Origin of the sequence: Virgibacillus pantothenticus, assembly GCF_018075365.1 — a bacterium.
Classification (GTDB): Bacteria; Bacillota; Bacilli; order Bacillales; family Amphibacillaceae; genus Virgibacillus; species Virgibacillus pantothenticus.
In genome coordinates, this window is record NZ_CP073011.1 from 2,708,361 (window position 1) to 2,735,044 (window position 26,684).

Here is a 26,684-nt window from a genome sequence, read left to right on the forward strand (position 1 = left end):
TTATACTACCTCCCTTTAAACTGGCGTTTTATGGTTTGGTCACGCTCGTTCATCTCATTTATTGGTTTCCTGACAGCTCTGGCAATTTCGCGGTCATTAATATTTAAAATGACAGGTTGCTGGCTTGTGACAGTTAGTTGCTTGGATTGCAGCAATAATAGTTGCTTTAAGTGTTCAGACAAAACTTTTATTTCATCTTTCAAACTCTCCATTTCGTTTAATCCGTTATTAACTACTTCGTGCCTAACCACTAGCTCATCTTTACGGTTGCGTATCTCTCCTGCAGCTGCATTAATCAATAACGCCGTATCATCTAGGTTGCTTTTATCCACACTGTTTTTAAATGCATTAAGTGATTCTTCCCCTAGTTTTTGCGCGCTTTTAACAGCCTTTTTCTTATTCCTGTCCATGGATAACGCAAATCCGTCAATAAAGTTCATTCCTTCCTTTGCGGTTTCCTTGGAAGGGGAACGTGAACTTATCGACCTTTTTAATGCGCCAAGCGCTGTTTTACCCAAAGACCAAGCTACTGACCAAACTGAGTCGCTGCCATTATCAATAGAACCTCTAAACCCTGATACAAAATCCTCCCCCGCTCCGCTTGTCTTTACGCTTTTGAGTCCAGATAATCCCTTTCCAGCGACGTTGCTTCCAGCGCTAAATACGAGGTTTCTCCAACCAAGCAATCCACTTCTAAAAATAGACCCTGCTCTACTTCCACCTCCACCATCCTTCGTCCTTCCGAGTACAGATGAAACAATGGAACTTAAAGTAGAACCAGCTGATCTATTATCGTTTTTTGTACTATTTAAACCATCTTTGTGGGCAGTACCTTTATTCCTTCCTGCTTGTTTTGATTCTGGGTTTCCTTTCCTTATTTGGTTCAACAATGAATCGGTAAGTGACTTAGTAGTTAAAGTATTGATTTCTTTTGTATTTCCCAAACCTTCGTTATGTGACATTCCCTTGTTCTTTCCAGCTTGCTTAGCCTTGCCGTTATCTTTTTCTAATTCAGAAAGCACTGCATCTACTGTTTCTCTGGCTTGTCTCGCCGCTTCTTCCCTTGTTAATCCAGTAGATTCCAGGAACGCCTGCAAATCTTTTGTATATTCTTCTTGTGTTTTTTTCGAAAAATCACCAGTTGTTTTTAATACATCTACTGTGTGTTTCTTCCAACGCTCAAGATATTCATTTTGATTCTCTTCCATCTCGTGTATATATCCCGAAGCTGTCGCAATGTATTCCTTTTTCCGCTCGAATTCTTCGCCAGTTGCGATATCAATTAATTTACCGCGGTCATCAAGGTGTTTCGAAAGCTCCTTTGTGGAGTTCTCATATTCTTGTGTTGCTATGGCCATCATTTCGTTTGTTCTAGATTGCACACCAAGCATTAATTTATCATAATCTTCTTGAGTAATTTTCCCCTGAGTTAAAGCTTGCTTGAAAATTTCTTGTTTTTCTCCATACCATTTATTGGCTGCTTTAATGGAATCATCATATGACCCCTTGATCTTCTTCACATATCCTTGCGCATCATCGAAAAGTATTTTATCTTGTTTTTCCGAAATGCTTTTTCTAATGGAAATAAGTTCATCTTGGCTTTTAGCGAATTCTGCCGAGCCGCCTTCCATTACTTTTAAAGCTTCTTGGTATGCTTTAGCAAAATCATCAGGCATTTTAGATAAATCGTTATTGTACTTGTCGTGCGCTTCTTTCACAGTGTCTAAAGCTTTTTTATAATCAGCAATATCTTTATCGAATTTTTTCAACACTTCATTTGTCAGTTTTTTCGCGGATTCCTTACCTGCATCTCCAGCTATAGCATAAACTTCATTTATCGCATTTGATAACTTGCTTTTTTGTGTTTCCAATTCAGCAATTACTTGGTCTGCCATTTCCGTAAAAGCTTTCACTACTTCTGCCGATGTTTTTTCAGCTTCTTTTCCTGACATGTTTTTTAATTCGAGCATTTTAACTTTGGCGCCTTCGTAAAGGTCTGTGTATCCTTTAACACCTTTTAAAGTGCCAGCGCTCAAATTCTCACCATAACGCAACGCTTCTGTTTGCGCCTTTTCCTGTTCTTCTTTTAGATTTTTTATATGTTGTTGCGCCGCGAATAACGCAACACCTAACCCACCTAAAAGAGCCGTACCAGCAGTGACAGCTAGACCTACAGGTCCAGCAAATGCTAAAAACGCCCCTACAGCAGCCGTTAACCCCGCGACCACTGTCGTAACTCCTAAAACTGCCACAGATAATGCTGCCGTGGTAGCGATAGTCTTTTGAGTACTGTCATCCATTTCTGTAAAGCCGCGAACTAATCCAGTGCCTTTTTCTACAATGTCGCTAATTGCTGGCATTAAATGACGAGTCAAACTTATTTGTAATCCTTCAACAGCAGACTGAAATGCAATAATTTTACCGCGTGCATTGTCTTGCATTGTCTTTGCCATTTCGGCAGCTGCTCCATCGGCATTTTTTAATTCTTTTGTCGTATTTGCTAAACTATCAGATCCAGCATCAAGCAAAATAGACCAATGTTTATATGCTTCTGCTCCAAATAAAGTGCTTAATGTGGCAGACTTTTGTTCTCTAGTCATGCCCTTTGTGCCTTTTTCAATTTCCTTCATTACTCCAGGTAACGGCTTCATATTCCCTTCTGCATCAAAGAATTCCAAATTCAGTTTTTTCATTTCTTTTTTCATTGCAGAAGTAGGTTTTGCCAATCTAGATAAAGAAGTTGAAAATGCTTGACCTGCTTTTCCGCCTTTTAGCCCAGCATCAGCTAACTTCATGGCTGCAGCCGCCGACTCTTCTAAATTCCAACCTAAACTATTGGCAACAGGAGCAACGTATTGCATATATTCTCCCATTTGCTCTACGTTAGTGTTGGCGTTTGCCTGCGCGTAAGCAAACACATCTGCTGAATGCCCTGCTTTTTTAGCTTCTAGTCCAAAGGCTTGCATCGTATCACTTGTGATATCTGCCGCTCTAGCTAAGTCAAGATTTCCTGATGCCGCAAGATCTAACATTCCTGGCATACCAGCCATTATTTCTTTTGCATCCCATCCAGCTAAGGCGAGCTTTTGCATACCCTCCGTTGCCTGAGTAGCGCTATATCTAGTAGATTTCCCAAGATCTCTGGCTTGTTTGTCTAACAATTTCATATCCTCTGTTGTAGCACCGCTTACCGCCTGTACTCCAGACAAACCTTGTTCAAAATCTGCGGTAGCATTAAAAGCACTTGTTAATGACCTAGTCAATCCGAAAAGAGCTGTTCCAGAAACTATACCTATTGACATTCCCATGCCTTGAGCTTTCGCACCCATTCGGTTTACCCTGTCCCCAAATTGCTTCATACTCATTCCGGTACGTTTGGTTGTTGATTGCATTCTTTTCATTTTAGCCGTTGTTTGTTCAATTTGATTTTTGGTCTTATTCATTGCTGCAGTAGCGTTGTTTAAACGGACAGCTAAATTTTGTGTTTCTTTAGCATCTCTTCCTTTTTGTCTAGCAGAATCATCGTAAGCTTTTCTAAGCTCATTGACACGTTGCTTTTGCAAGGTGAGGTTTTTATTTAAAAATCGAAGCTTAGCTTCCGATTGTTTTAATTGATTGCCCCAATTATCAACGCTGGTCTTATTTGCTTCAAATTCCGATTTAACAATTTTCATTTGTCTAGAAATAGAGGACATTTCGCTATTAAATTGCTTAGAATTAGAATATAACCTTACCTTTATGTCTTTGGCCATCATTCACCCACCTTCCCAGACCACGTAAGCTAACCGAGAACCTGATCAATATATACGACTTCATCTTTTGTCTTTTCTTTTTTGCGTTGAGCAAGAAGTTTCAAATGATAGACAATGTCCATTTCATCTATTTGATTCTGAGTGAAGCCAACATCAATCAATGCGTTGTACATGTCCTGCACAGCTTCACTCAGTCGGACTTTCCCTTATCTTCCTCTTTTACTTCTCCTCCAAGTAATTCACTAGCTGCAGTCACGTTACCCATTACATAGTTAATAACTGCATATATGGTTTTACCTATTAATCTAGAATCTGTTCCTTCCTCAAATTCCTCTATGGTAAATTTGTGGTTAAATACCTCACATACAAAAGAAACCAGTGCATCTAAATCTTGTCCAGATAATTCACCTTGTTCTACCATTTCAGCGCACTCAGCTGCCTTGCGGAATAAAACTCCCGGTATAAAATTGGGCGTAACGAACTTTTTTTGTTTTCCATCTAGTTTTAAAGTAATTGATACATTTTTCATGTTTTAACCCTCCGTTTTTTTAAAATATAAAAAGAGAGGGGTTTACCCTCTCGACTTTTTTCCCCAAACAAAAACAGCTAATCCCACACCAAACTTACAGATCTATCTGTGGAATCAACTGCTCTTATGTTTTGGGGCACCTTAGGGAGTTGGTGTTAATACATCACCTTTATATACCACTTCTTTAAACCATTTTTCACCTAGATTAAGATCTGGTTTGTCTTCTGCTTGGGATTTCCAACGCTTGTTATATTGCAACGGCATAAACTTCAAAGTCAACTTAGCAGTTTGTGGTGTAACATTTCCCTCATCTGTTTGATATTCATTTGGTAATAATTGAGCTTTACCTTTTAAAAACCAATAATAGCGATATCCGCCAGTAGATACTTTTGCACGAAATGATAGAGCTAATTCAGCTACCGTATCTTCTATGCTAGCAAATTGAACCCCCTCTTCTTCTTGATGACCGTAAATTTTCTTTTGCATTTCTAAAGGTAAGTCTGCTACCTCCATGTTTACATCGATATCACCTAAACTATTAAAGATTTCATAAGCCCCATTGTCAGCAAAAAATGTATTCGATTCCGTGTTAGGTGTAACTGATACATTAACAGCTCCCGGAACTGGTTCAGGTGGTTCATACGTCACTCCTTCATGATCATCTTTTGTAAGCAATGCCAAATGAAACATATCCAATCCGTGCAACACTTTTCCCATGTAATTACCTCCTATTTTCTTATTAAAAAACACCTAAATAGGTGTTAAAATACTTTCTTGCTATATCTCATTGGCTTGTGGTAAATACTCGTATCCTCTTCATAAAGATCTTGTGAGTCATAACGAACGTACCCAATAGATTTCATTATTTCGTCTACTTCTTTGGCAATCGATGACTGCTTTGATATAGTCAAAGAATCGCAGTATATACTCACTTGGAAGCCAACATTCGCTGAATTAGGTTTATTATCAGCAAAATCATCATCATCATTTCTGAGTTCTTGATAAACAATTCTAGGAAACGGAATAGGTTCATTGTTTGGATGTTTTGCTATGAGATTATGAAAACCTCCGACTACTTCGGCGATTAATAATTGACTAGACTTCAATGCAGTTAACAACTCTTTCTTAGCGTCAAATGCTTCTGCAGTCATCCTTCTATCTCTCCCAAAAACACCTTTTCCATCGCTGAGAGTGCTTCATTTTCTCCTTGTTCAGCACTTTTATCTATAAAAGGGTAGGCAGGCATTTTAGAGGTGCCATATTCCAGCCAAATAGCTCTGTGCCTAACTTTATTATTAGGTCCTACATTAACAAACTTTCCTTCATCCGTTTCATTTGGTCTGCCCACAGTTATATTATCTTGCATATGAGGTTGTGCTTTTCCGCTTCGATTCACATTATTAATCTGATACTTTTTTATGACCTCACCACCTGCTTTTAAAGCCTTATTTTCAGCTTTTTCAGCATCTTCTCCAAGTTGATCAAAAGAAACTATCGCGTCATCAAGCCCGGAAACTTCAAAGTTAGCCATTTGACTTCACCTCATTTGCTAAGATCTCATATTCAATATTTCTTTGTTCCAGATTATTTAAAAATGTGATATCAAATATTCTTGCTCCGTACTTAATTCGCATATCCTCGCTTAAGCCTTCACGATAGCGAATATAAATACGCGTTGTAATTTTTACGGAGTTTGCACCAGCTTCAATAATTTCTTTACCGCGTAAGTCCTTGATAGCAGCCCAAACAGTAATGTCCGTATCGACCCACCCTGGAACCCAGTTACCCTCTCCGTCTTGTACATTTTCTTTTCTTTGAAAAGTAATTCGACATCTATACTTTGCTGGATTGGTCAACGAGATCACCTGCTTTCAATTGCAGAATGATGGTCTGCAATCCCATTTCAATAGCGCTAGATATCTTACCGAATTCATTTTGCTGTCTATTCTCATACCACTGTGTAACAAGCATCATAATACCTAACTGATACAACTGACTTCCCTGTTCTTCTACACCTGCATTAGCAAAATATTCTTTTGCAGACTTAATAAGGAGACCAAGCAATTTATCGTCTTGGTCTCCATCAATTCGCAAATATTCTTTAGCTAATTCAAGTAGTTCATTATCCATTATGCTCCACCTTCAGGATCTGGTTCTGGTTTAGGAACTACAGTTATAGCTGCCGTATCTGTTTTATTTCCATCTTCTGTAGTGACCGTAATAGTAGCTTGCCCTTCTTTCTTTGATGTTACTAGTCCGCTGCTATTTACAACAGCAATCGTATCATCGCTAGTGGAATACGTTACTTTTTTATTGTCTGCATTATCGGGTGCAATAGTTGCGGTTAATTGTTGAGTAGACCCGACCTCGATTTCTGCACTTTTTGGCGATATGGTTACACCAGTAACTGATTGCTTAACGTTAACCGTTGCGGTGCCCTTAACATCTCCTTTATCTGTGGAAGTTGCAGTAATTGTCACTTGCCCCTTAGAAACTGCGGCAACTTTACCATTGGTATCAATAGTCGCGATCTTATCGTCGGAACTTGACCAAGTTACAGTTTGTTTTGCTGTATCAGGCGACACTTTGGCGGTTAAATTTTTAGTGCCACCAACATTCAAATTATTGGTTTTAGGTGTAATATCCACAGATACGGGAGCGCTATACTTTGTTTTTACGGTTATCGATTCCGATTTCTCGGATTCTTTGTCACCAATCACTTCACTGACAGCAAAAGTATATTCTGTATTAGGGGTAAGACCTGTCACAGTATGTTTTTTCTCCTTAATTCCTTCTGCCACCAATTCATTGCCTTGATAAATGTTATAAGCCATGCAATTCTCCTTTCTTCATTTAATCCGATTTCTATAGCCCTGAGAAAAGGCTATTCCCAACTTATTGATACGGTTGTATCAGTAGGGGTAGCCTTTACGTTTACGGGCTGCTTAGGGAGTTTCTTGAACCTCTGCAATTCGAAATGCAGAATCAAGCAAACGTTGTTGGTCGTACCAAGCAGTTAAAACGAACAAGTAGTTTCCTTTATCAACATCTTTATCGCTGTCATAAGTCATTGCATCATAGTTGATTTGGAAATAGTTAAAATCTCCAACAATCGGTTTTACTGCGCCATCGGCAAATGTGACTGGTTTACCCAACACTTTTTCTGGTGGAGCATCGAAAAAGGACGTGTTCCCATTCGATAATGCTTTAACTATTTTCATATAGTCAGCAAATCGCATGACAACTTTTGCGTTATCACGAAATATCTCATGTAAGTCAGCAATTGCATTTGTGATAGCTTCATACAAATCGGCACCTTGTACACGTTTTACATCTGTTTCGTTAAAGAAAGACATATGCTCAAGCCCTGCTTTAGCCGTTTCAGCAAGTGCGTCTTTCTTCTCTTTTCCAGCTAACCCAGAACGTAATGCATTGTCTACAAAAGTTGTTAGTTCTACGTCAGACCCATGTACAACAGTATCAGAAAGTTTTACTTTTACCTTAAATTTATTTCGTCCGAAAGTAGCTGTATCACCTTTAAGTTTTATTTCTTTAGCAACTTGATTGTCATCTATAAAATCATCGTCATCAATAGAATAAGCAATTTTAGGCACTTCGAGACCTTTAATAGCAGTTGTTTTTGCAACTTCGCGTAATTGGTTTTTCTCGAACGGTTCATGAACCAATTCCTTTTGCATGTTGGTAGGTAAAAATTTATCTCCGCCAGTTTCATTGCCGGTCGGGATAGCAATTAATTGTTTAGCCTCGTCGCTTACCGGTCTTCCTTGTACAGATGCGCGAATAAATTCAGCTTTAGCCTTAACCATTTTTTCATCTTGGTTTAATCCGTCAAAAGACTGTTTTTTACGTTGACTAAATTGCGCTTTTTGCTCAGTTTCCATCTGATCATGTTGCTCTTTAATTACATCAAAACGAGCCTTTAGATCCTCTTTAGACTTTTGCATTTTCTGAATATCTTCCATTGATGCAGATGGATCTACGGCTTTTTGTGCTAGTTCACTTTCAACTTTTTGTAATTGCTGCCCAATCGTAGCCATATTTTGCTTCATTTCATAAAGTGTTTTGTCTCCAAAAAATTGTAGGTGCATTTTTAATTGATTAACTTTTTTCTTCATGAATAAATTCCTCCTAAAATGGTTTTTGTTATTTCTGATTCTGCTTTAGCTTCATCAGCTATTTTTTGCCTTAATGCAAGTTCATCTGCCGACATTGTCGGTGTTGTATCCTCTTTTAATTGTTTTGGTACATTTTTATACCGTTGTAAATATTCATCACTAATTGATGCAGCCATATCATTTGCTTCTTCCACCACATCGCATAGACCGTATTCAAAAGCTTCTTCAGCAGATAACCACGTTTCGGCATCAAGTAGTTCTTGTAGTTTTTCTTCAGAGAGCTTTTCTTCCGCTTTGTTTAAGTAGGACTGCATACTTGATTTTCCGATGCGATCAAGGTCATCTGCTTCTTTCCTTAAATCCGCAGAGTTTCCAATAGCAAACGTCCAAGGATTATGGATCATCAACATGCTATTGGACGGCATCCTGATCTCGTCTGCTGCCATGACGATAACACTTGCAATTGATGCCGCTAAAGCATCTACATGTGCTATAACTTTGGCTTTGTGGCGCTTAAGCATGTTATGGATAGTTATACCTTCGAATACAGATCCACCAGGTGAATTTACGTATAGATTAATCGCTTCTACATCTCCAAGATCGTCAAGCTCTTGTTTAAAAATCTGGGCTGATTTTTCGCCGTATTCTTCCCAAGCATACTTAGTGATTTCACCATAAATAAAAATATCTCCTGACTTTCCATCAGCAGACACCTTCATTTCGAAAAACTTATTCTTTTGTTGATTTATTTTTTTGCGATCTCTGTTCAAGCTGTTTTTCACCTCCTTCAAATACTCTTCATACCACTCAAACCAAGAATCTATTTTTTCTTTCCAAAATCCTTTGTCTGGTCTTGTATCATCACCTTCCAAGTTTTCGTAACATTGATCCTTAGAGGTTTCTATTAGCATAAATTCAGCATCTTTACCGTTCAGTTCTTCATTCAGCTTATCTGTTATCTTAGTAGCAATAATATAAGCGGTGTCCAAATTATTATCTCGATCCGCCATATCGATTATTAAACCTCGGTAGTTGACGACATACGGTAAATGATCGTCACTGTACTGGTGCGACTGGCGATTTGATATGGATTGCATTATCATGTCGTAATCAAATCGAATATCATTATCCGCCAAGTTTTCACGTACATAAGTAGATTTACCCGCACAAGGCGGCCCATAGATGACTTTGATTTTCAATCTCCCTCACCACCTTTTGAAGTTGATTTCCTTTGTGTAGGATCCATATCAATCGGATAAAGGTCACCAGATACCCAAAGTTTTGAAGCGTTGCCTCCTTCGGGAGGAAGGTCTTCGAATCTTCTGACCTCATCTTGTTTAAACCAACCACCACGGATGCCAGCTTGATAGAATTGCGTCCTTGCAGTTGTGTCACCTCTAAGTAACCCACCAAGATTGAATTTAAAATAGTAACCTTTCTTTCTATCTTCTTTTGTAAGTAGTTTCAAATTAAACTCATGTTCATATTGTCTGACGATAGGTGTTAGAGCCATCTGAACAAATTGAATCATCATTTGTTCGTTAGATGAGTAACTCTGCCCTTCTGATTCATTTAAAAACGAGACTGGCACATTAAATACGTTTGCCACTCTCGTTTTGGTAATACGTTCTGATTTTAAGGTGTCGGAAGCAAAGTACTTTCTTTCGATAGGGTCAATTTCTACACCGGGTTCTTGAAAGAGAACGCCGCCATTTTCTCGATAAAAGTTTCTAAAGTTTTCAGTGACCTGTTTTCTTTTATCTCCATCGACATTGGCTCCGTATTTTAGTACAAAGCTTTCATTTTTCTGCATCTCCTGAAGAGAAAATTCTTGTACAGCCTTATCGTATTGCAGAGTATTCCTCAAAACGTCTAGTGGGCTAATCCCTTTCCAACGCTGTGCACCTGTAATGTGCTTAACATGAAGCATGTTCATATTATGGAAGTAATATGTTCCACCAACACCTGTAACCTCATACCAAAGATTGTCATCATCTGTATTTATAAAAGGTGTCACATATGCTGGGTCAATAGGTAGCAATTTATCTGGTTGCATCCGTATATCTCTAATAATGGCAGCATAAGCATTTCCATTCTCATTTCTGGATACTTCCATTTTGTTTATAAAATCAAAGCTATGCATATTGTCGTTTGGCTCATTTATAAGTACATCAGATGCCTGGTTATGGACCAAATCATAATCTTGATACATTTTTAACGGTAAGGATGATAAGGTATTAGACAATCTAGTAATAACCGAAAATATATTTTCATTTGTCGCTAACTTACTGTTATCAATCCCCCAGAACTTCCGACCAAACCAAGAAGAAAAATCAGATAGTGTACCTTTCCACCCGGCTGCAGCACCTTTCATAGCCATTCTAATTTTATTCGTCCATTTCAAACTCCCACCACCTTTCAAGTAAATTAGATGTAGATCACTTTCTTTCTAATCCAATTATTCCCCACTGATTACTTAGAGGACACTTAATTGCCATACGACCTTCAATTAAAAAAAATACGTACTTTAAGGTTACTTACACTCATTACTTAACCTCCCATCAAATCACTTACAGATACAAATTCAACATTACCTTCTCCTGCAGGTTCAACCATTAACTTCATGACTTCTGTATGAGCGTTTAAAAAAGCCGCAAAACCATCTATTTTACGGTAGCGACCATTTTTTTGCGGTAAGTTATTCTTATTTCTATCCGGTTTTAACTTCACGTTATTAATATACCAACGGAATAACTTGTTATTGTTAAATATAACTTTGCCATCTATAAACATTTCTTTTGAATCATCCACTGCTGGGCCTAAAGTTAAAGCCCCCTGTCTAACAACTATCGTTACAAATCCATGACTTTCTAGGGCTTTGTTCAACCTAAAAGCTTTAGCTGGGTCGTAGGTGATGTTCTGTATAGAATAAAACTTAGATTGTTCCACAAACCACTCTTCTATATGTTCTTTTTTGACATACTCTCCCGGTATGATAGTAAGCCATCCTTTTTCTTCCCACTCTCGATAAGGTATCTTTTCGTTATTTTCTAAGACCTTTCTTTCTGGAATCCAGGAATGCGATAGAACGAAAACATCGCCGTTATCAAGAGGAAATTCCAAGCAAGCGCTGGAATGATCTTCGGAATCGGACAGATCATAACCACCGATACACGGCAATCCACGCAAGGATTCGATATCAATAACCTTATTGTTTTTCTTTATGGTTTTATAGTCTAAAAAACTTTGTGAGTCAGCTTTTACAAAGAAGTTAAATTGTTTTGTGATAAAGTCAGAGCGTTCTTCTGGAGTACGCTTGTCCTTATCCCAGTCCTCTTTAAGGATGTCCAAATCCAGAGACACACCCATATTTGGATTTGCCTTAATCCATTCCTCTGGTTGTTCGAACTCTTTTTCGTCATCCAATTCAGCGATGAAATAAAAAGTCCGCTCATCATCAATGGCTCCGTCTAGTGCGTCAGAAGCTTGCTCGTAGTAATTTACCAATGGTCCATCTAATTGATAACCAGCCGTGGTAATATAAAGTATCAACGGCTGCTTGCGGGAACCACGAGATTTTTTGATAACATTAATCAACTTGTAATCTTTAAATTCGTGTATTTCGTCAAATATTCCAAGATGGGTATTCAATCCATCTAGGTTTTCACTATCTGAAGCTCTTGGTTCAATTTTGGATATGGTTTTGTCATAAAAGATAGCATCCCGTGTTGCTCTAAATTGCCGTCGAAGTTTCGGTGATTTTTTAACCATTGCCTTTGCTTCATCAAAAATAATGCCCGCTTGTTTCCTTGTGTTGGCCAATAAGTATACATCTGCGCCGTTTTCTCTATCTTTACTAAAAGAATAGAGGGTGAGACCACTGACTAGTGTTGATTTACCATTTTTTCGACCAACAAAAATAAGACCCTCACGAAAGCGTCTTATACCAGTATCCTTATGAACCCAACCATACAATGAACCAATAACAAAGTGTTGCCATGGTTGAGCAGTTAATTGATTAAAATCACCTTTGGATGGTTTACAAAATTTCTCTATAAATCTGACAGGACGATGGCCTTGTTCTTCAACGAATATCCAAGGAAAATCATCTGTTCCTTGTCTTTTTAAATCATTTAAATGCCTTTTTGCTGCTAGTTTATTCTTTTTACTAGCTTTAATTTTCCCTTTAACTACTTGTTCAGCATACCAGGTTGTTAATAATTTATTGGATGGTTTTTCAAGAATATTCCCTTTTCTAACCTGCTCTTTTCTCCAAGTAATGAAACTAAAACTTTGTCTTTCTTTAATTATATTATTAGAAATTGTCGAAGTCGTCATCATCTTCTCCACTCACTACTTTCTTTCTTTGAGCAGGGGTTAGGCCTAGCGACTTCAAAAGATTGTTTAAGGTCTGCACTGTCTTGGTTAATTCAATAGAAAGGGGGTTTTTAACCTTGTTTGTAGACCCATTTTTGTTTGTATAGTCGTACATCAACTCCGATTTCTTAATTTCTTTTTGTAACCTTCTGTAAAATTGATGTGTCTCAATATATAGCTGTATCAATTGTTCGTCTGATTCCTGATAACTATCGCCCAGATAATCGATAAGCATTTTTTTGGTAGGAACTGCCATTTTTTATGGTACCCCCCTTTCATAAAATTTTTCCGTGGTGTAAGCGAAGGGGGGGGTCGGTCTGCGACGCTTCAAAAAAAGTTTTTTGGGGTGAGGGGGGCTACCTTATTTCTTCATTTGCCCCAAACTCAACGACATTAATCTTTCTTTTTTTAGTCTTTTTCCGCTTCCCGCCGCCCCTTTCAGGGTGTTCTTTATTGTGACATGCATTACATAGACTAATGAGGTTATCTAACGTTAACGCAAGCTCTGGATACTCATCACGTGGTTTAATGTGGTGAACCATCTCAGCTAGTTTAATGATCTTGTTACGCAAACAATGCTGACACAGGTAGTGATCGCGAATCAATGCTAGTGTTCGGCATCTAATCCAAGCAGCACTGTTTAGAAACTTCTTGTCTTCCTTTGATCGCTTGTACTTGTCGTATAGATTATGGTTACTCATCGTTATCAATACACTTAACAAAGTGTTCTATGTTGTACCTGGTTCCACCAGATAAAGGCGACTCTTCTCTTGTATCCCAATTAAAGGAAACTCTAACCTTATTGGTTACTTCTTCACCTTGGTAAAATACTTTCGGTACAGATGATTCGTCTTCTAATTCGATTGTAAGTAAAGAGCTTCGTTCTTGAGTGTCTTCTCTCCTTAATGACGGAAGTTCTTCCAGATGGTAACTTGTACTCATTTCAGCTACCCGTATGCCAATCAACTGTTGTAATACCATCTCAACCTCATCAATTAATACTTCTTTAATGTGCGGATTATGCAAAGGCAAATCTTCAATTGTTATAGGAAATGGTATATCCAATCCCATATCTTTCGCTTGATTAAATATTATCTTAGCCATACCTTTGTTTGGACATAAGATGTATAAATGTTCTGCACTTGCTTTCTTGATTAATTCAGTTGTTTTTCCGCAACACCTTTTACCACCAATTATTTTATCTGTCATGAGTTTCCATCTCCTTTTCTGCATAATAAAAAGACACCCAATCAACTGAGTGCCTTTGTTTATATCTTGTTCTTTAGTTCAATCATTTTTGGATCTAAATTTGATTTCTTATTATGTATCTTCTCTAGTGTTTTGCTGTACTGTTTTCGATCTGTGATATTAGGTAATGTTTCATACATTTTCTTTATCTCTCTTTGTTTCCTCCTAATATCTGCATCGGTTGCGTAAGAGGTATAATGCTCATTGCAATGTGGACAGGTGAAGTATGTTTCTGTTATACCTTTGCCGTGTTTCTTTTCCTGTAACTGAATAACAAATGTATTACTACATTTATCGCACATTATCGGTTCGTTCATTTGTTCGACCTCCTCTGTTATTTGAAGGACTCTTCAAGCTCAATTACATCATCTATAAAAAGACCGTACACTTCCGCCTGTTTTTCACTCAACGGTTCCAAGAGGCTTTCTTTCATATCATAAGCTACATCTATATCCTGTTCCGCAATACCTTTAACTACTTCATATAGTGATAAAGCAACTTTAATATCGAACTCCTCATAATTTGTATCGTATTCATTTAGTAATGAATTCAACATATTAATGTACAATTCTGTTTCTGCATCTTCAACTTGCTCTAAAGTGTTATTCAATTCTTCTTCCGATTCTTCTAATTGACCCACGCTATCGTTAGAATCTTGTGACTCTGCTGTGACGGTTTCGTCATCTTTGTTAATTTCGCTCTGGGATTCAGAATTTTTAGTAGAACAACCAACTAACATTATAATTAGTAATACACCTAATAAAACAAATACCTTCTTCATCCTCTTCCCCCTCCATCAATATGTATACACTTATTATGATAGAGTTGGAAAAGTTATGCAATAAGAAAAGACACCCAATGCTCTGGTTACTAATTATTTTTTTAACTCTTCAATTTCTCGATTGAGTGATTCAACTTTTATATTTAAATCTTGTATTGCTTTTATCAATGGTGCAACTAACTCCGTATAGCCAATTGTCAGAACATCGTTACCGTTATTCTCTTTATGATCTTGGAACCCTCCAAAATCTACATTTAAATCTTCCATTACAGTTTTTACTTCCTGAGCAATCAACCCATGATGATACCTATTACGCTTTTTGGTGCCGTCTTTTTTTAATTTAGTAACAGATCCATCATTGTTAAGTTCAATATAATCATCACGATAATCCCATTTAAAATCTCTAGGACGCAATTTCAAAATGAATTCTAACCCTAAAGCTGTATCTTTTATGTCTGCTTTATCCCTTTTATCTGAGCGGTTTTGAATTGCTCCATAAGCATATGTTGTTATTCCACTGCTTCCTAATTGTAACTGACTATCTCCTGATACTCTGGATTGTTTGCCAATCCCTATTGAATTTTTAACATTTGTTAAAGGATTACCGTTTACATCATAGGAAAGAGCTTTATCACCTAAAGCAGTATTAGAATGCCCCTGCTTTAAATAACGCATTGCTTCGGTTCCTACAGCAACATTATCGTGATTTCCTGAACCTTCTAAATCTCTCATTGTAGAAGAACCGATAGAGATTAAACGGTTATTTGCCTTAGAGGAAAACGCTGATCGCCATCCCACTATTGTATTATAGATACCTGTTTTATTATTGTATAAAGACCAGGATCCAACACCTGTATTGCGGTTTGCGTTTGTGTTAAATAGCGAATTATAACCGACAGCAGTATTCTCACTTGCTTGTTTTCGGTCCTGTTGACCGCCTTCTGTTACAGTTCCAGAGTAAGCGTTTGTTCCTACAGCTGTATTATAATTTCCTGTTTCATTTGCATGTGCTGCATTTCTTCCTAATCCAACGTTCCCTCTTCCTGAAACATTATATCTTAAAGCGTAGGAACCAAGTGCCGTGTTGCGACTTCCCTCATCATTTCTATCAGGTTTACCTTCAGAATTAATAATACGTCCAATATTTCTCTCAAGTGCTGAATCACCAACTGCAACGTTATTATAGCCTACAATATTATCTCTCATAGATGAATGTCCAACGGCAACGTTACGCCATCCGGCCTTTTCAATATTACTCCCATTCTTGTTTAATGATAATTCTCCAATACCCACATTTCTATAACCACCTGACTTTTCGTAATAAAAGTCATTAGACTCACCTGCTTGCTTTCCAGAAAATACATTTGTGTTTCCAGCTCGTGTAATCTGAAACGGAGCGTCGTATAACATATTGTTAATTTTGAAATCACCATTAAGATAAATGTTTCTAGAAAATTTCTTAGTAACAAAATAAGTTTTCCCCAATAAGTTTACAAACATATTATGATTTTCTTCCTCAATTCTTATAAAAGCTTGCGTGTCATCATTAATTCCGTCCCCAACAGCACCATAATCAAGTGGATTAATAATTTGGATTCCCATATTTTCAGCCTCCTAAATATTTTGTAAAGAAAAAGCACCCAGGTATATAGCGTGGGTGCTTTAAACTATTATCACCTATAAGGGGTTTAAGCATATTTATATTTATTTCACACTATCATTTTATCTTTTGGCAAGTGTCATGATAGTCACATAGTAATTTTATGATACTCAGGTTCGCAGAAATTGGATGATTTATTATCATCCTTCCTATTTTCAAACCAAAAAATGTAAAACCAAGCCAATTAGCTTCCAAATATTAAGGACCGCTGACAATAGTAATAAAAATCAAAACAATATATCCGGCACCTTCATTGTTTGAGTTAGTAACATAACAGTGTTACAGATATAAAACATTTTTCTGATTGTTTAGGAAAAGGAGCAATTTCTTTACCAACAATAGGTCCCGTTAGTGTGAATAAGGCTTTCATTTTAATGTCCTCTAAAATTATGAAGTTCGTTACTCAATTCGGCATTTTTCTTGATAAAATCATACAAGAATTCTTGTGTAATATAGGCTTGTTTTCCGTTTTTGTATTTAGTAGCTAATATTTGATTATCCTCATCGTCAGAAAGGCCACTTCCTCTAGGAGCAGTAACTTGGTAGCTATGCATAATTCTATTCCTTATCTCAATAATCTCGTTAAATTTCTTAGCAATAATGGTATCTGAATTTTTTGTAATGGTATTCTTTACTGGTTCTAATAATTTCCCAGAAGTACGATCTATTAACTGATACCAATTATATTCATCCTTTCCATCATTAGTTAGTATATTTTCAATAATGAAAGCATTATTGGAATTAAAAACACAAATTGCGCTTCCTAATAATTCCCTGTATTTCCTGGATGGTAAAGCTTGGCAGCTGTATCTTTCATCAAATATGCATAATTCTTAAATACACCATCTAGGAAACTGTCAAATTCCACAGCTGACATATCGTCATTCATGATGGAATTTCTACCAGATTGGCTCAATTCCTTAGATTCGCTTGTTACCGCTACATTGTAGGGAGGATCAGTAATAACGAGGTCCGCTTTATCATCACCCATCAGCTTAATGATATCCTCTGTTTTAGTAGCGTCTCCACATACTAATAGGTGACGACCCAGCTTCCAAACATCGCCATACTTTGTTTCTGGGTCTACAATATTTTCAACAGCTTCATCAACGTCAAAATTATCATCTTCTACAGGAGTTTCAATTTCTGTATCATTTGGTAAATCAGCCATTAAATCGCTCAGTTCATCTTTAGCAAATCCAGTTATTTCAATTCCTAAAGGGGTATCAGATAACTCCTGCAGTAATTCAGCTAATTTATGCTCATCCCAACTACCACTAATTTTATTTAATGCTATATTGAGCGCTTTTTCCTTCTTAGGATCTAAATCTACTACAGATACCTGCACTTCTTTTATGCCTTGCTCTAGCAATATTTTTAAGCGCTGATGACCACCTACTAAATTTCCAGTTTGTTTATTCCAAACAAGTGGCTCTATATATCCGAACTCATCAATAGATCGTTTAAGCTTTTCGTATTCATCGTCTCCCGGCTGTAAATCTATTCTAGGATTATACGTAGCTGGGTTAATTTTCTCGATACTAACTGTTTCTATTTTCATGTATAATTGCTCCCTTATTCTTTTAAGAGGTATTTCTTTATATATTTTCTTTAATATTTTCTTTAGCACTTTTGCATATAATGAAGGAAAAATTTTAGCTGTACTCTACGTAGGGTACAGTACTGTCCTCTACGTAGGGTACGGCACTGTACCCTACGTAGGGTACGGTAAAGGTGTACTCTAATTAGAGTACAAACAAATGTTTGGTTAAGTTTCATTAATCACTTTGCATTATTTCGATAATATAAATTTATCACTTCAATAACAAAACAACACAACTTAAAGCCGTAATATTTTTTAGATATTTCCTATAAGATTCCGAATCACTTGATAACAATATTTGCTTTCATAAATATTTCATATTACAATACAGAGTAATATTCAGTATAAATGAAAGAAGGTAATCACATATGCCATTTTCGTACAAACCGTTATGGAGACTATTACTAGAACACGACTTAAACAAAACACAGTTGCGAGAAGAATTGGGTCTAGCTACTGCAACCATGGCCAAAATGGGGAAGAATGAATATGTTTCTATGGAAGTAATCGATAAGATATGTAATCATTTCAATGTACAGCCCAATGAAATAATAGAATGGGTGAATAGTGATGAATGAAGGTTTTGATATAAAATACGTTGCTCTATACCTACGGAAGTCTAGAGGCGAAGGTGAGCAAGACCTCGAAAATCATAGATACATGCTAGTTAATATGTGCAAAGAAAATAATTGGCGTTATTTAGAGTACAAAGAGATAGCTAGTTCTGAAACAATTGAGTATAGACCTGAATTCAAAAAACTACTAAAGGATGTCCAAGAGGGCTTATTCGATGCGGTACTTGTTGTTGATTACCAACGTCTTGGACGAGGAGAAATTGAAGATCAAGGACTGATTAAGAGGGTTTTCAAAGATAGTCGTACTTATATCGTAACTCCTGAAAAAATATATAATTTAGTGGATGATACTGATGATCTGCTTGTTGATGTTAGCGGATTATTAGCAAGACAAGAATTCAAATCTATTAAAAGAAACTTACAGCGTGGCAAAAAGATAGGTGCTAAACTCGGAAGATGGACTAACGGAACTCCTCCTTTCCCCTATCGATATGAAGCTTCTATAAAAAATATTGTAGTTGATGAAGAAAAAAATAAAATCTATCAAGAAATGAAAAATATGATATTGAATGAACATCCTTGTTACGAAGTTTGCTGGTACTTAAATAATCGTGGTGTAAAATCACCAAGAGGTGGTATTTGGCATGAAAATACCGTTAGAAGGATTATGCTTGATGAAACACACTTAGGGAAAAAGATAACAAATAAAACGGAAGGCTCTGCCCATAAAAATAAAAAAACAAAACCTTTACGTCAACTACCTAGAGAAGAATGGGATATAGTCGAAAACTCTCACGAAGCTGTTAAAACTCAAGAAGAACATGAGCAAATTTTAACTATATTTTCTAAAAGAAAAATAGTGCCGCATCGGTCCCGTTCTGGGACTTATATTCTATCAGGTATCGTGTATTGTAGTAAATGTGGTAAAAGCATGCAATTTACCAATAAAGAAACAAAAAATGGCAATGTAGCTTACATACGAAAATGTCAAAAGAGCGATCCGTATGGCAATAGGTGCGAAAATCGAGGCATTATTGCTAATGCTATTTATGATGCAATTAACATCGAAGTACAAGCTTATGAATCACAATTATTAAAGCATGAAGAGTATGAAAATCAAGAAGAAATTAAACGTATCCAGGACGTTATTTCATTCAAACAATCTCAGATTAACAAATTAAATAATGCGCTTGCTAGAATAAAAGAACTTTATGAGATTGGTGATTATACACGAGAGGAATATCAAGATAGGAAGAAAGTAAGAGAGCGTGAAATAACTTCTACACAAAATGAAATAGAAGAATTAAAAGCTAAACAGAACGTTCAGGAAAGGGTTAATAATAAAGAGCGTATTATAAAAATAAAAGAATTTAAACAAATTTGGTCAGCTGAGGTAGAAAATAAAGTTAAAAACCAAGCCCTAAAGAAAATAATATCTAGAATTAATTATGAACGCGATGAAAATGGGAATGCTAAAATTGATATAGTATTTAATTAAAGGAGAGATTGAAAAATGAATAATAATCACAGATACACGAACGCTCTAATAAACGAAAGGTCACCTTATCTTTTACAACATGCCCATAATCCTGTTAACTGGTTACCTTGGGGTCCGACAGCGTTTAAAAAGGCTAAACGTGAAGGTAAACCGGTGTTTGTGTCCATCGGCTATTCCTAGCCTTCGGGCTAAAATATATATTATACATTAATCAACATGTCATTGGTGTCATGTTATGGCAAAAGAATCGTTTGAAGATGCTGAGGTTGCTACTATCCTAAACGAAACATTCGTTTCGATCAAAGTGGATCGGGAGGAACGACCAGACATTGATTCGATTTATATGAAAGTTTGCCAAATGATGACAGGACAAGGTGGATGGCCGCTATCGATTTTTATGAGCGCTGATCAAATCCCATTTTATGCAGGAACTTATTTTCCCAAACACCATAAATATGGGATGCCAGGCTTTGTAAATGTACTCCAAGAGCTTTATAAAACATACACGCAGGACCCAGAACATATAGCGGATGTTACAAGCAAAGTCGAAAATGCCCTCCGACTAACCGAAACAGAAAAAAGCGTAAACCGGATTAAACGATCGCATGTAAATGAGGCGTTTGATCAGCTGGAAAACAGATTTGACAAAGTATATGGAGGATTTGGACATGCTCCAAAGTTTCCTATGCCTCATAACGTACTGTTTTTATTAAACCATTCTTATTTTACAGGTAATAAAGGGGCGTTAAAGATGGCTAAGCAGACCTTGGATGCGATGGCTGCTGGTGGTATTTACGACCATATCGGCTTCGGTTTCTCCCGCTACAGCACAGATAAAAAATGGCTTGTTCCACATTTTGAAAAGATGCTCTATGACAATGCCCTCTTACTTATTGCTTATACTGAGGCGTACCAATTAACCAAACGCGACGCGTATAAAAACATTTGCAACGAAATGATTGCCTTTGTTTCCAGAGAATTGACTCACCCAAATGGAGGTTTTTATTCCGCTATTGATGCGGACTCAGAGGGTATTGAAGGAAAATATTATGTGTGGGAAGAGCATGAAATAGATCAGGTACTAGGAAAAGAAGACGGTAAACTCTTTAAAGCTGCTTATCAAATTACACCAGAAGGTAATTTTTCAGGTAAAAATATACCAAATTTGATCAACCAAGACTTGAAGCAAGTTGCTGCTTCAGCAGGCGTTTCACTGGAAAGCTTAACAGAAAAACTTGTATTGTCTCGAGAGAAATTGCTTGAAGCTCGTGAAAAAAGGACCTATCCTCATGTAGACGATAAAATTTTAACGGCGTGGAATGGGTTAATGATTGCTGCATTGGCAAAAGCAGGAAAAGTATTCCAAAATAGCAATTATACAGAGATGGCCCAAAAAGCGATCCAGTTTATTGAAGATCACTTATATCAAGATGGTCGCTTAATGGTTCGCTACCGAAAAGGCGAGTCAAAACACGTTGGTTATTTAGATGACTATGCTTTCCTACTATGGGGCTATATAGAATTATATGAGTCCACCTTTCACCTACCCTATCTGGAAAAAGCGAAGCAATTACTTGATCAAATGATTGAATTGTTCTGGGATAACGAACATGGTGGTTTTTATTTTTCTGGAAATGATAATGAAACACTCATTGCTAAAGATAAGGAGGTATATGACGACGCTCTTCCATCAGGAAATAGTGTCGCAGCAGTAATGCTTGTTCGTATGGGATATTTAACGGGTGAGACACGTTATCTGGATTATGTGGAAGAGATGTTTTATACCTTTCATGACGATATCAAAACACAGGCGTCAGGAAGTCCGTTTTTCCTGCTAAGCCTGCAACGAATGGAATTTCCCTCTAAACAAGTTGTTGTCATTGGACCTAATAGCGATCTGAAAAAACAAGCTTTCTTACAACAACTTCAACAGATATTTTTGCCAAATATAACGATATTGTCATTTTCCGAAGATGATTCGTTGGAAAAGCTTGCACCGTTTGCAAGTGCCTATCGATTGATTGATGGAGAAACAACTATTTATGTTTGCGAAAATTTTGCTTGTAAGCAGCCAACAACTAGCACAGCTGAGGCATTTCGCTATATACAAGAATGATTGCCGTTTTACGCATAAACTGCACCCCCATTGTTAGATACTTTTTTAACAATAGGGGTACTTTTTTATGTACATGTATGCAATAGTGCAGAAACTATATACTGTATTTCGTGCTATAATATAATAATACTTATTTCTTAAGAATCTCTAAATATTTAAACGATGGATGAAAAGGAGCTATCAATAGTGAAAGTAAAAATGAACGTCCAAACTGCATATCACGGTGATTTATTGCGTGCCGGAAAAGTATATGAAGTCGATGAAGAAACAGCCAAACGGTGGATTGCCAGTAAATTAGCTGAAAAAGCCGAGGACCAATCGAACGCATAGATATCCTAAAATAGGACGAACAAAGGCATATAAAGTGAATCTTCAATCAGTGATGGTTTTCATTCATCCCCCACTGATTGTTAGTGACACAAAGGTATGACCTAAAGACTTCTTACGAAACAGGGCATTTAGGTGCTGTTATCTTCCACTTTAATTTTTTGCAGTAGATTATCCAACTCCTGAAGTGCCAGTATTACAGCAATCTTATCTACGGGATAAATAAACGCGTTCACAACCCAACGCTACTATAAATCTACATTCAGTCTAGAGGGGAAGCAATTCGACTACCCCTCTTAAAAGTCCACCAGCTAAAGCAGGTGGACTTAGACATAAATGACGGCGACTAAAGTCGTTTTTTAGGCTAAAGCCCTTCTCAAAGATCATAGGTTGAAGCAACCTCAAAGCTAAACCAAAACTCACTCTTCTAGCTTGAATATTTGGATAGGTTACACTTGACTAGACAAAAATGATAAGGCTAAAAGTGGATACCGTCTAAAGACGTTGGAGTTAGACCACGCATTTGTGAGTTAAAATTCAACACATTCCACTTTTTCCCATTTTACTTTCGCTATGTTTATTCTCCACGATTTTAGAATAGTGTTTTAATGGAGCAGGTTGCCCACTTATCTCATGCTATTTCCCATCGTATGAAGAAATACTTCCGCAATTGCTTGTTCCCTTGTTACCACTGGCTGCTTCCTCAACCGCTACAACACTGGTTAAAATCTTAAACATTTTATCGGCTAGTCGTTTGCTAGCATATGTTTGCAAATCAGCATCTAATTGTCGCCACTGCCTCAAATATGTCTTTAGTTGACTAATGCCATTTTCTATAACCGAAATCAAATACTCCTCAATTAAGGCATTTTCTTTTGTTCTCCCCAAAAGCTCCTTCATCTCATTAATAAACAGTTCATCTGACTGATATTTGTGAATCAGTCGAATTACTTCTAGTCCGAGAATGTTTGCTTTATTAAGTCTTGTTTCATTGTCTCACCTTTAATTTTACATATTTCCACTTGTTATTCTAATAAGTAACCATTTTTCTCTTCTCGACCGTCTTTACTCTCTAAGTATAAATTCGTTTGCATCAAAGGAAACATGATAAGCCTCTACTGCAATTAATAACTGATTTATATCAAAAATAAAGTTTATATTTGTATTAAACTCCTTAAGCATGTCATTTTCTAAATTTCCAATCCCATTTGGATGGTAACTAAACTCAAAAATTTGCCAATTATATTCTTCAAAGTTTATTTGTTCAAATCTTGTTATTCCCTCTCCACCATTAAAGTAAAGACTGGCAATATTTTTGAAGACTATCTGATGTTCAATAGATTGCTCTTGTTCTGTAATTTTAATTTTTAAACGTAATTCTTTTTTAAGTATGTTAAAATTAATACATAATATATCACATCCTTCGTCTATATAATCCACCCATTGTTCTATACTTCTAAACACTTTGCTTCACCCCGGCTATAATGGTTTCATATTATATGAATCTTTGTTCTAGCACTTGATAATTGTCTTTTACATATCATTTCGTTTATAACTTATTCAGTTTTTCCATTCCTAAAATTTCCCCATCCATATAAAGTGAATCTTCAATCAGTGGTGGTTTTCACCCCCTCCGATTGGTAGTACCGTAATCGTATGACCTATAGGCCGTTTACAAAATAGGGCATTTAGGTACTGTTATCTCCCGCTTAGACTTTTTGCAGTACAAGACAACTCCTGAAGTCGGAGTCTTACAGCACCTCATATACGGGATAAAATAGTCCCTTTTATATGTATTTCTAAGTCTATATTTTCGTTCGACTTACAAACCGTAATATGTATCCCACTGTTCTAAATGAATATCTCCTAACGTCTTCTGTAAGTTCTTTAGCCCGATCCATTCATGCTTCGTTGTCACTAATTGCATCCCTTGACCGTCATGTTCAACTGCGATAACAAAACCGTTCCCCTTATGAACCTCTGCCTCCATCGTAATATAACTATATAACTTGGTAATAAAACGCTCTTTTATTTGAATGACACTCTTACTATCAGCAATAAGCATCGTTTCATTTTCAGCTGCTAACCAATAATATTGATCTATTAAATATAATAGTTGCTCTCTAGTGCAGACTTCAAGAATGTAAATATTATCCTTTCTAGATCCTTTTACCATATGTTCAAAATCAATTTGTCGTTGCATAAGCTCCTCATCCACTTGCTCTTCTCGATACGTCGTAAAAATAAACTGCGGAGGAAAATAAGCATTTCTAGCGAGCCAATTCTTCATATAGGCTTTATTTTCTTCCACATAATTCTCAAACTCACTAACGGAAATAGAATACATGTTGACATCGTTATTCACAATTTCTAATTGTGCATGTTCGCTAGACAGTTCCATTACAGTTAAAACAGTTCGCATCTTTATTCCCCCCTTAATTCTTCAAGCATTTTATATTACACTTTTTCTCAAGTATTTTTTAACAAGAGCTGCCATCACACAATGTATAAAACTGATATGTAGGTAAAATGTTCTCGTATATGAGGCATCCTTATGCTACAATCATTATATCAAGCTAACTATAATAATATTTCAAATTCGTTCATACAACAAGAGGTGAAGCATGAACAATCGTTGGAATGAAATTATTTATAAACTATGGTCACCTATTTACGATAAGTTCTTTAATGCAGGGAATTTTTTAGCAGCCCGCAAGAGAATATTTCACGAAGAACCGTTTTCCCATCATCAACAAATACTATTTGTCGGGGTCGGAACTGGCGCAGATTTAGAGTTAGTCCAACATCAAGAATTAACAATTACCGCAATTGATTATTCAACCGAAATGCTTAACAAGGCGAAAGATAAATTCAAAGATTCTTCCATACAATTTTTAAAAATGGATGCTCAGCATATGCAACTTCAAGACAATCAATTTGATGTAGTTGTAGGAAGTCTTATTTTATCAGTTGTCCCTGATGCCGATAAATGTTTAAAAGAGATGGTTCGAGTGGTCAAACCAGAGGGTAAAATTATTATTTTCGATAAATTTGCACCTAAAGGCAAAGAGCTTTCTACATTAAAAAAAATCATCAGACCGTTCATTCAGTTATTGGGTACTGATATTGGTATCAACTTTGAAAAATTACAAGATACAAACAAAGAAACGCTACTTGTAAAAGAAGATACATCTATTATGTTGAATGGGATGTATCGGAAAATCGTGATGGAACCAAGGCGCAGGGCGCCCGTATAGCAACGTAGCGAATGGAACGAATCAACTAAAGATAATGGAATCATGCCACTAAAACTGGGGTATGCCGACGCCTGAGCGGCAAGCCCGTTTTTAGTCGGCCTTCCTCTTAGCGACGAACCGATGATGACTTATCGTAGGGCGCATTTCTAAAGTCGCCTAGTTGCTGGGCGATGGAGCTGGACGTGGCTATTCAGTTATTTCGTTATCTCCAAGCACCTAATTTTATACTTTCTTATTCTGCAAAAACCCTGAAAGTGTGAAGCAATCGTTTTAACTTAAAAGTCATCCATTACCCGCCATTCGCTAGTCGTATGGCGGGTAATGGTTTCGCTTGCTTTCTCATTTATAATCTCAAAGATGCCAGTTGTTCGCCCCAAGGAGCCAATTCAGTCTCTTTAAATCCAGCCTTTTGATAAACAATTTTCGCTGCAAGATTTTCAGGATGATAACCAATCATCACATATGGAATGTTTTCTTGCTTGTTCTGTCGCAACTCTTCAATAATAAGCTGCACAGCTTGTGCGCCCAACCCTTTTCCTTGATATGTCGCATCAATCATCAGTCGATAAATCCAATATTGATGGTCATCAGGATCTATTCCGAACATCGCAAATCCAATCATTTTGTGATCAAGATAAATACCTTTCGCAACAAAATCATCCAGAAATTGAACTTCTGCGATAGAATAAAGATTGGATGCTATAAATGGTTGCTGTTCTGCTTTCACATTTAAGTGAATAGCTTCTTCCCAATTATTTTTGTCAATAGGTTTCAATGTTAAATGATACAAGTCTATACCACCTCTGTTTAAAATTCAGGGGAACC

At 36.8% G+C, this 26,684-nt stretch carries 29 protein-coding genes and 1 pseudogene; 5 read left to right on the forward strand and 25 right to left on the reverse strand.

The genetic code is table 11. The annotated features are described in order from the left end of the window. Window positions 1–5: 5 nt before the first annotated feature. The 21 genes from KBP50_RS12730 to KBP50_RS12830 form a co-directional block, all read right to left on the reverse strand. On the reverse strand, window positions 6–3,752 hold the full coding sequence (locus KBP50_RS12730; protein ID WP_050352219.1) for a phage tail tape measure protein: 3,747 nt from the start codon (window positions 3,750–3,752) through the stop codon (window positions 6–8). 29 nt (window positions 3,753–3,781) lie between these two features. Next, window positions 3,782–3,925, reverse strand: a complete 144-nt coding sequence (locus tag KBP50_RS12735) for a hypothetical protein (protein WP_169770801.1) — start codon at window positions 3,923–3,925, stop codon at window positions 3,782–3,784. A gap of 17 nt (window positions 3,926–3,942) precedes the next feature. Then, the gene (gene gpG, locus KBP50_RS12740) at window positions 3,943–4,281 is read right to left on the reverse strand and encodes a phage tail assembly chaperone G (RefSeq protein WP_050352218.1); all 339 of its coding nucleotides are present in this window, start codon (window positions 4,279–4,281) and stop codon (window positions 3,943–3,945) included. Between the two features lie 141 nt (window positions 4,282–4,422). After that, complete coding sequence (locus tag KBP50_RS12745; protein ID WP_050352217.1) at window positions 4,423–4,998, reverse strand: major tail protein; 576 nt, start codon at window positions 4,996–4,998, stop codon at window positions 4,423–4,425. A 44-nt stretch (window positions 4,999–5,042) separates the two neighbouring features. Then, window positions 5,043–5,432: a hypothetical protein gene (locus tag KBP50_RS12750; protein WP_050352216.1), complete on the reverse strand. Its 390-nt coding sequence runs from the start codon at window positions 5,430–5,432 to the stop codon at window positions 5,043–5,045. Then, window positions 5,429–5,812 carry an HK97-gp10 family putative phage morphogenesis protein gene (locus KBP50_RS12755; RefSeq protein WP_050352215.1) on the reverse strand — a complete coding sequence of 128 codons (384 nt, stop codon included), beginning with the start codon at window positions 5,810–5,812 and terminating at the stop codon, window positions 5,429–5,431. The genes KBP50_RS12750 and KBP50_RS12755 overlap by 4 nt, the downstream gene beginning before the upstream one ends. Beyond that, window positions 5,805–6,137 carry a phage head closure protein gene (locus KBP50_RS12760; RefSeq protein ID WP_050352214.1) on the reverse strand — a complete coding sequence of 111 codons (333 nt, stop codon included), beginning with the start codon at window positions 6,135–6,137 and terminating at the stop codon, window positions 5,805–5,807. Before KBP50_RS12760 ends, KBP50_RS12755 begins: the two co-directional genes overlap by 8 nt. Then, complete coding sequence (locus tag KBP50_RS12765; protein WP_076361976.1) at window positions 6,115–6,411, reverse strand: head-tail connector protein; 297 nt, start codon at window positions 6,409–6,411, stop codon at window positions 6,115–6,117. The genes KBP50_RS12760 and KBP50_RS12765 overlap by 23 nt, the downstream gene beginning before the upstream one ends. Further along, on the reverse strand, window positions 6,411–7,115 hold the full coding sequence (locus KBP50_RS12770; protein WP_050352213.1) for an Ig-like domain-containing protein: 705 nt from the start codon (window positions 7,113–7,115) through the stop codon (window positions 6,411–6,413). The genes KBP50_RS12765 and KBP50_RS12770 overlap by 1 nt, the downstream gene beginning before the upstream one ends. Window positions 7,116–7,226: 111 nt before the next feature. Continuing rightward, the gene (locus tag KBP50_RS12775; RefSeq protein ID WP_050352212.1) at window positions 7,227–8,417 is read right to left on the reverse strand and encodes a phage major capsid protein; all 1,191 of its coding nucleotides are present in this window, start codon (window positions 8,415–8,417) and stop codon (window positions 7,227–7,229) included. Continuing rightward, window positions 8,414–9,136 (reverse strand): head maturation protease, ClpP-related, encoded by a 723-nt coding sequence (locus KBP50_RS12780; protein WP_050353493.1) that lies wholly within the window; start codon window positions 9,134–9,136, stop codon window positions 8,414–8,416. Before KBP50_RS12780 ends, KBP50_RS12775 begins: the two co-directional genes overlap by 4 nt. 476 nt (window positions 9,137–9,612) lie before the next feature. Then, window positions 9,613–10,797, reverse strand: coding sequence for a phage portal protein (locus KBP50_RS12785; RefSeq protein ID WP_175609415.1), 1,185 nt, complete (start codon window positions 10,795–10,797; stop codon window positions 9,613–9,615). Between the two features lie 170 nt (window positions 10,798–10,967). Beyond that, window positions 10,968–12,758, reverse strand: a complete 1,791-nt coding sequence (locus tag KBP50_RS12790; protein WP_050352210.1) for a terminase large subunit — start codon at window positions 12,756–12,758, stop codon at window positions 10,968–10,970. Further along, window positions 12,733–13,050, reverse strand: a complete 318-nt coding sequence (locus KBP50_RS12795) for a phage terminase small subunit P27 family (RefSeq protein ID WP_050352209.1) — start codon at window positions 13,048–13,050, stop codon at window positions 12,733–12,735. The genes KBP50_RS12790 and KBP50_RS12795 overlap by 26 nt, the downstream gene beginning before the upstream one ends. 100 nt (window positions 13,051–13,150) lie before the next feature. Continuing rightward, window positions 13,151–13,495, reverse strand: coding sequence for an HNH endonuclease (locus KBP50_RS12800; RefSeq protein WP_050352208.1), 345 nt, complete (start codon window positions 13,493–13,495; stop codon window positions 13,151–13,153). Continuing rightward, window positions 13,488–14,003 (reverse strand): hypothetical protein, encoded by a 516-nt coding sequence (locus KBP50_RS12805; protein ID WP_050352207.1) that lies wholly within the window; start codon window positions 14,001–14,003, stop codon window positions 13,488–13,490. The genes KBP50_RS12800 and KBP50_RS12805 overlap by 8 nt, the downstream gene beginning before the upstream one ends. A 59-nt stretch (window positions 14,004–14,062) precedes the next feature. Beyond that, window positions 14,063–14,359, reverse strand: coding sequence for a hypothetical protein (locus KBP50_RS12810; RefSeq protein ID WP_050352206.1), 297 nt, complete (start codon window positions 14,357–14,359; stop codon window positions 14,063–14,065). Between the two features lie 17 nt (window positions 14,360–14,376). After that, complete coding sequence (locus KBP50_RS12815; protein ID WP_050352205.1) at window positions 14,377–14,823, reverse strand: hypothetical protein; 447 nt, start codon at window positions 14,821–14,823, stop codon at window positions 14,377–14,379. A 93-nt stretch (window positions 14,824–14,916) separates the two neighbouring features. Then, on the reverse strand, window positions 14,917–16,425 hold the full coding sequence (locus KBP50_RS12820) for a tail fiber domain-containing protein (RefSeq protein WP_050352204.1): 1,509 nt from the start codon (window positions 16,423–16,425) through the stop codon (window positions 14,917–14,919). Window positions 16,426–16,854: 429 nt separating this feature from the next. Further along, a complete protein-coding gene (locus KBP50_RS22140; RefSeq protein WP_236691420.1) occupies window positions 16,855–17,037 on the reverse strand; it encodes a hypothetical protein in 183 nt (60 codons plus the stop codon). 209 nt (window positions 17,038–17,246) lie between these two features. Beyond that, window positions 17,247–18,044: a ParB N-terminal domain-containing protein gene (locus KBP50_RS12830; protein WP_082240951.1), complete on the reverse strand. Its 798-nt coding sequence runs from the start codon at window positions 18,042–18,044 to the stop codon at window positions 17,247–17,249. A gap of 410 nt (window positions 18,045–18,454) precedes the next feature. Between KBP50_RS12830 and KBP50_RS12835 the strand changes: the two genes are divergently transcribed. The 4 genes and pseudogenes from KBP50_RS12835 (at window position 18,455) to KBP50_RS12850 (ending at window position 22,605) form a co-directional block, all read left to right on the forward strand. Beyond that, the gene (locus KBP50_RS12835; protein WP_050352202.1) at window positions 18,455–18,664 is read left to right on the forward strand and encodes a helix-turn-helix domain-containing protein; all 210 of its coding nucleotides are present in this window, start codon (window positions 18,455–18,457) and stop codon (window positions 18,662–18,664) included. After that, window positions 18,657–20,159: a recombinase family protein gene (locus KBP50_RS12840; RefSeq protein WP_050352201.1), complete on the forward strand. Its 1,503-nt coding sequence runs from the start codon at window positions 18,657–18,659 to the stop codon at window positions 20,157–20,159. The genes KBP50_RS12835 and KBP50_RS12840 overlap by 8 nt, the downstream gene beginning before the upstream one ends. A gap of 15 nt (window positions 20,160–20,174) precedes the next feature. Continuing rightward, window positions 20,175–22,275, forward strand: a pseudogene (locus tag KBP50_RS12845) (thioredoxin domain-containing protein). A 186-nt stretch (window positions 22,276–22,461) separates the two neighbouring features. Next, entirely contained in the window at window positions 22,462–22,605 is a 144-nt protein-coding gene (locus KBP50_RS12850; protein WP_169770789.1) for a hypothetical protein, read from the forward strand. Window positions 22,606–23,238: 633 nt separating this feature from the next. Here KBP50_RS12850 and KBP50_RS12855 read toward each other — a convergent pair. The 3 genes from KBP50_RS12855 to KBP50_RS12865 all read right to left on the reverse strand — a co-directional run bounded on the left by KBP50_RS12855 (window position 23,239) and on the right by KBP50_RS12865 (window position 25,024). Next, window positions 23,239–23,502: a hypothetical protein gene (locus KBP50_RS12855; protein WP_139325368.1), complete on the reverse strand. Its 264-nt coding sequence runs from the start codon at window positions 23,500–23,502 to the stop codon at window positions 23,239–23,241. Between the two features lie 165 nt (window positions 23,503–23,667). Further along, complete coding sequence (locus KBP50_RS12860) at window positions 23,668–24,066, reverse strand: YxiG family protein (protein WP_050352198.1); 399 nt, start codon at window positions 24,064–24,066, stop codon at window positions 23,668–23,670. 358 nt (window positions 24,067–24,424) lie between these two features. Beyond that, window positions 24,425–25,024, reverse strand: coding sequence for a hypothetical protein (locus KBP50_RS12865; protein ID WP_050352197.1), 600 nt, complete (start codon window positions 25,022–25,024; stop codon window positions 24,425–24,427). 202 nt (window positions 25,025–25,226) lie between these two features. Between KBP50_RS12865 and KBP50_RS12870 the strand changes: the two genes are divergently transcribed. Continuing rightward, complete coding sequence (locus KBP50_RS12870; protein WP_050352196.1) at window positions 25,227–25,859, forward strand: class I SAM-dependent methyltransferase; 633 nt, start codon at window positions 25,227–25,229, stop codon at window positions 25,857–25,859. A 343-nt stretch (window positions 25,860–26,202) separates the two neighbouring features. Here the strand turns inward: KBP50_RS12870 and KBP50_RS12875 are convergent, their stop codons facing one another. Further along, entirely contained in the window at window positions 26,203–26,649 is a 447-nt protein-coding gene (locus KBP50_RS12875) for a GNAT family N-acetyltransferase (protein ID WP_050352195.1), read from the reverse strand. Window positions 26,650–26,684 lie beyond the last annotated feature (35 nt).

What these genes read in the sequence shown, in the direction of transcription:
- KBP50_RS12870 (WP_050352196.1), top strand. Translation starts at nt 25,227, where the DNA reads ATGAACAATCGTTGGAATGAAATTATTTATAAACTATGGTCACCTATT.
- KBP50_RS12730 (WP_050352219.1), bottom strand. Translation starts at nt 3,752, where the DNA reads ATGGCCAAAGACATAAAGGTAAGGTTATATTCTAATTCTAAGCAATTT.
- KBP50_RS12800 (WP_050352208.1), bottom strand. Translation starts at nt 13,495, where the DNA reads ATGAGTAACCATAATCTATACGACAAGTACAAGCGATCAAAGGAAGAC.
- KBP50_RS12805 (WP_050352207.1), bottom strand. Translation starts at nt 14,003, where the DNA reads ATGACAGATAAAATAATTGGTGGTAAAAGGTGTTGCGGAAAAACAACT.
- KBP50_RS12755 (WP_050352215.1), bottom strand. Translation starts at nt 5,812, where the DNA reads ATGGCTAACTTTGAAGTTTCCGGGCTTGATGACGCGATAGTTTCTTTT.
- gpG (WP_050352218.1), bottom strand. Translation starts at nt 4,281, where the DNA reads ATGAAAAATGTATCAATTACTTTAAAACTAGATGGAAAACAAAAAAAG.
- KBP50_RS12830 (WP_082240951.1), bottom strand. Translation starts at nt 18,044, where the DNA reads ATGAAAATAGAAACAGTTAGTATCGAGAAAATTAACCCAGCTACGTAT.
- KBP50_RS12815 (WP_050352205.1), bottom strand. Translation starts at nt 14,823, where the DNA reads ATGAAGAAGGTATTTGTTTTATTAGGTGTATTACTAATTATAATGTTA.
- KBP50_RS12820 (WP_050352204.1), bottom strand. Translation starts at nt 16,425, where the DNA reads ATGGGAATCCAAATTATTAATCCACTTGATTATGGTGCTGTTGGGGAC.
- KBP50_RS12770 (WP_050352213.1), bottom strand. Translation starts at nt 7,115, where the DNA reads ATGGCTTATAACATTTATCAAGGCAATGAATTGGTGGCAGAAGGAATT.
- KBP50_RS12785 (WP_175609415.1), bottom strand. Translation starts at nt 10,797, where the DNA reads ATGGCTATGAAAGGTGCTGCAGCCGGGTGGAAAGGTACACTATCTGAT.
- KBP50_RS12810 (WP_050352206.1), bottom strand. Translation starts at nt 14,359, where the DNA reads ATGAACGAACCGATAATGTGCGATAAATGTAGTAATACATTTGTTATT.
- KBP50_RS12780 (WP_050353493.1), bottom strand. Translation starts at nt 9,136, where the DNA reads ATGAAGGTGTCTGCTGATGGAAAGTCAGGAGATATTTTTATTTATGGT.
- KBP50_RS12745 (WP_050352217.1), bottom strand. Translation starts at nt 4,998, where the DNA reads ATGGGAAAAGTGTTGCACGGATTGGATATGTTTCATTTGGCATTGCTT.
- KBP50_RS12750 (WP_050352216.1), bottom strand. Translation starts at nt 5,432, where the DNA reads ATGACTGCAGAAGCATTTGACGCTAAGAAAGAGTTGTTAACTGCATTG.
- KBP50_RS12795 (WP_050352209.1), bottom strand. Translation starts at nt 13,050, where the DNA reads ATGGCAGTTCCTACCAAAAAAATGCTTATCGATTATCTGGGCGATAGT.
- KBP50_RS12775 (WP_050352212.1), bottom strand. Translation starts at nt 8,417, where the DNA reads ATGAAGAAAAAAGTTAATCAATTAAAAATGCACCTACAATTTTTTGGA.
- KBP50_RS12790 (WP_050352210.1), bottom strand. Translation starts at nt 12,758, where the DNA reads ATGATGACGACTTCGACAATTTCTAATAATATAATTAAAGAAAGACAA.
- KBP50_RS12855 (WP_139325368.1), bottom strand. Translation starts at nt 23,502, where the DNA reads ATGAAGGAGCTTTTGGGGAGAACAAAAGAAAATGCCTTAATTGAGGAG.
- KBP50_RS12735 (WP_169770801.1), bottom strand. Translation starts at nt 3,925, where the DNA reads ATGTACAACGCATTGATTGATGTTGGCTTCACTCAGAATCAAATAGAT.
- KBP50_RS12865 (WP_050352197.1), bottom strand. Translation starts at nt 25,024, where the DNA reads ATGCGAACTGTTTTAACTGTAATGGAACTGTCTAGCGAACATGCACAA.
- KBP50_RS22140 (WP_236691420.1), bottom strand. Translation starts at nt 17,037, where the DNA reads ATGCATAGCTACCAAGTTACTGCTCCTAGAGGAAGTGGCCTTTCTGAC.
- KBP50_RS12835 (WP_050352202.1), top strand. Translation starts at nt 18,455, where the DNA reads ATGCCATTTTCGTACAAACCGTTATGGAGACTATTACTAGAACACGAC.
- KBP50_RS12840 (WP_050352201.1), top strand. Translation starts at nt 18,657, where the DNA reads ATGAATGAAGGTTTTGATATAAAATACGTTGCTCTATACCTACGGAAG.
- KBP50_RS12765 (WP_076361976.1), bottom strand. Translation starts at nt 6,411, where the DNA reads ATGGATAATGAACTACTTGAATTAGCTAAAGAATATTTGCGAATTGAT.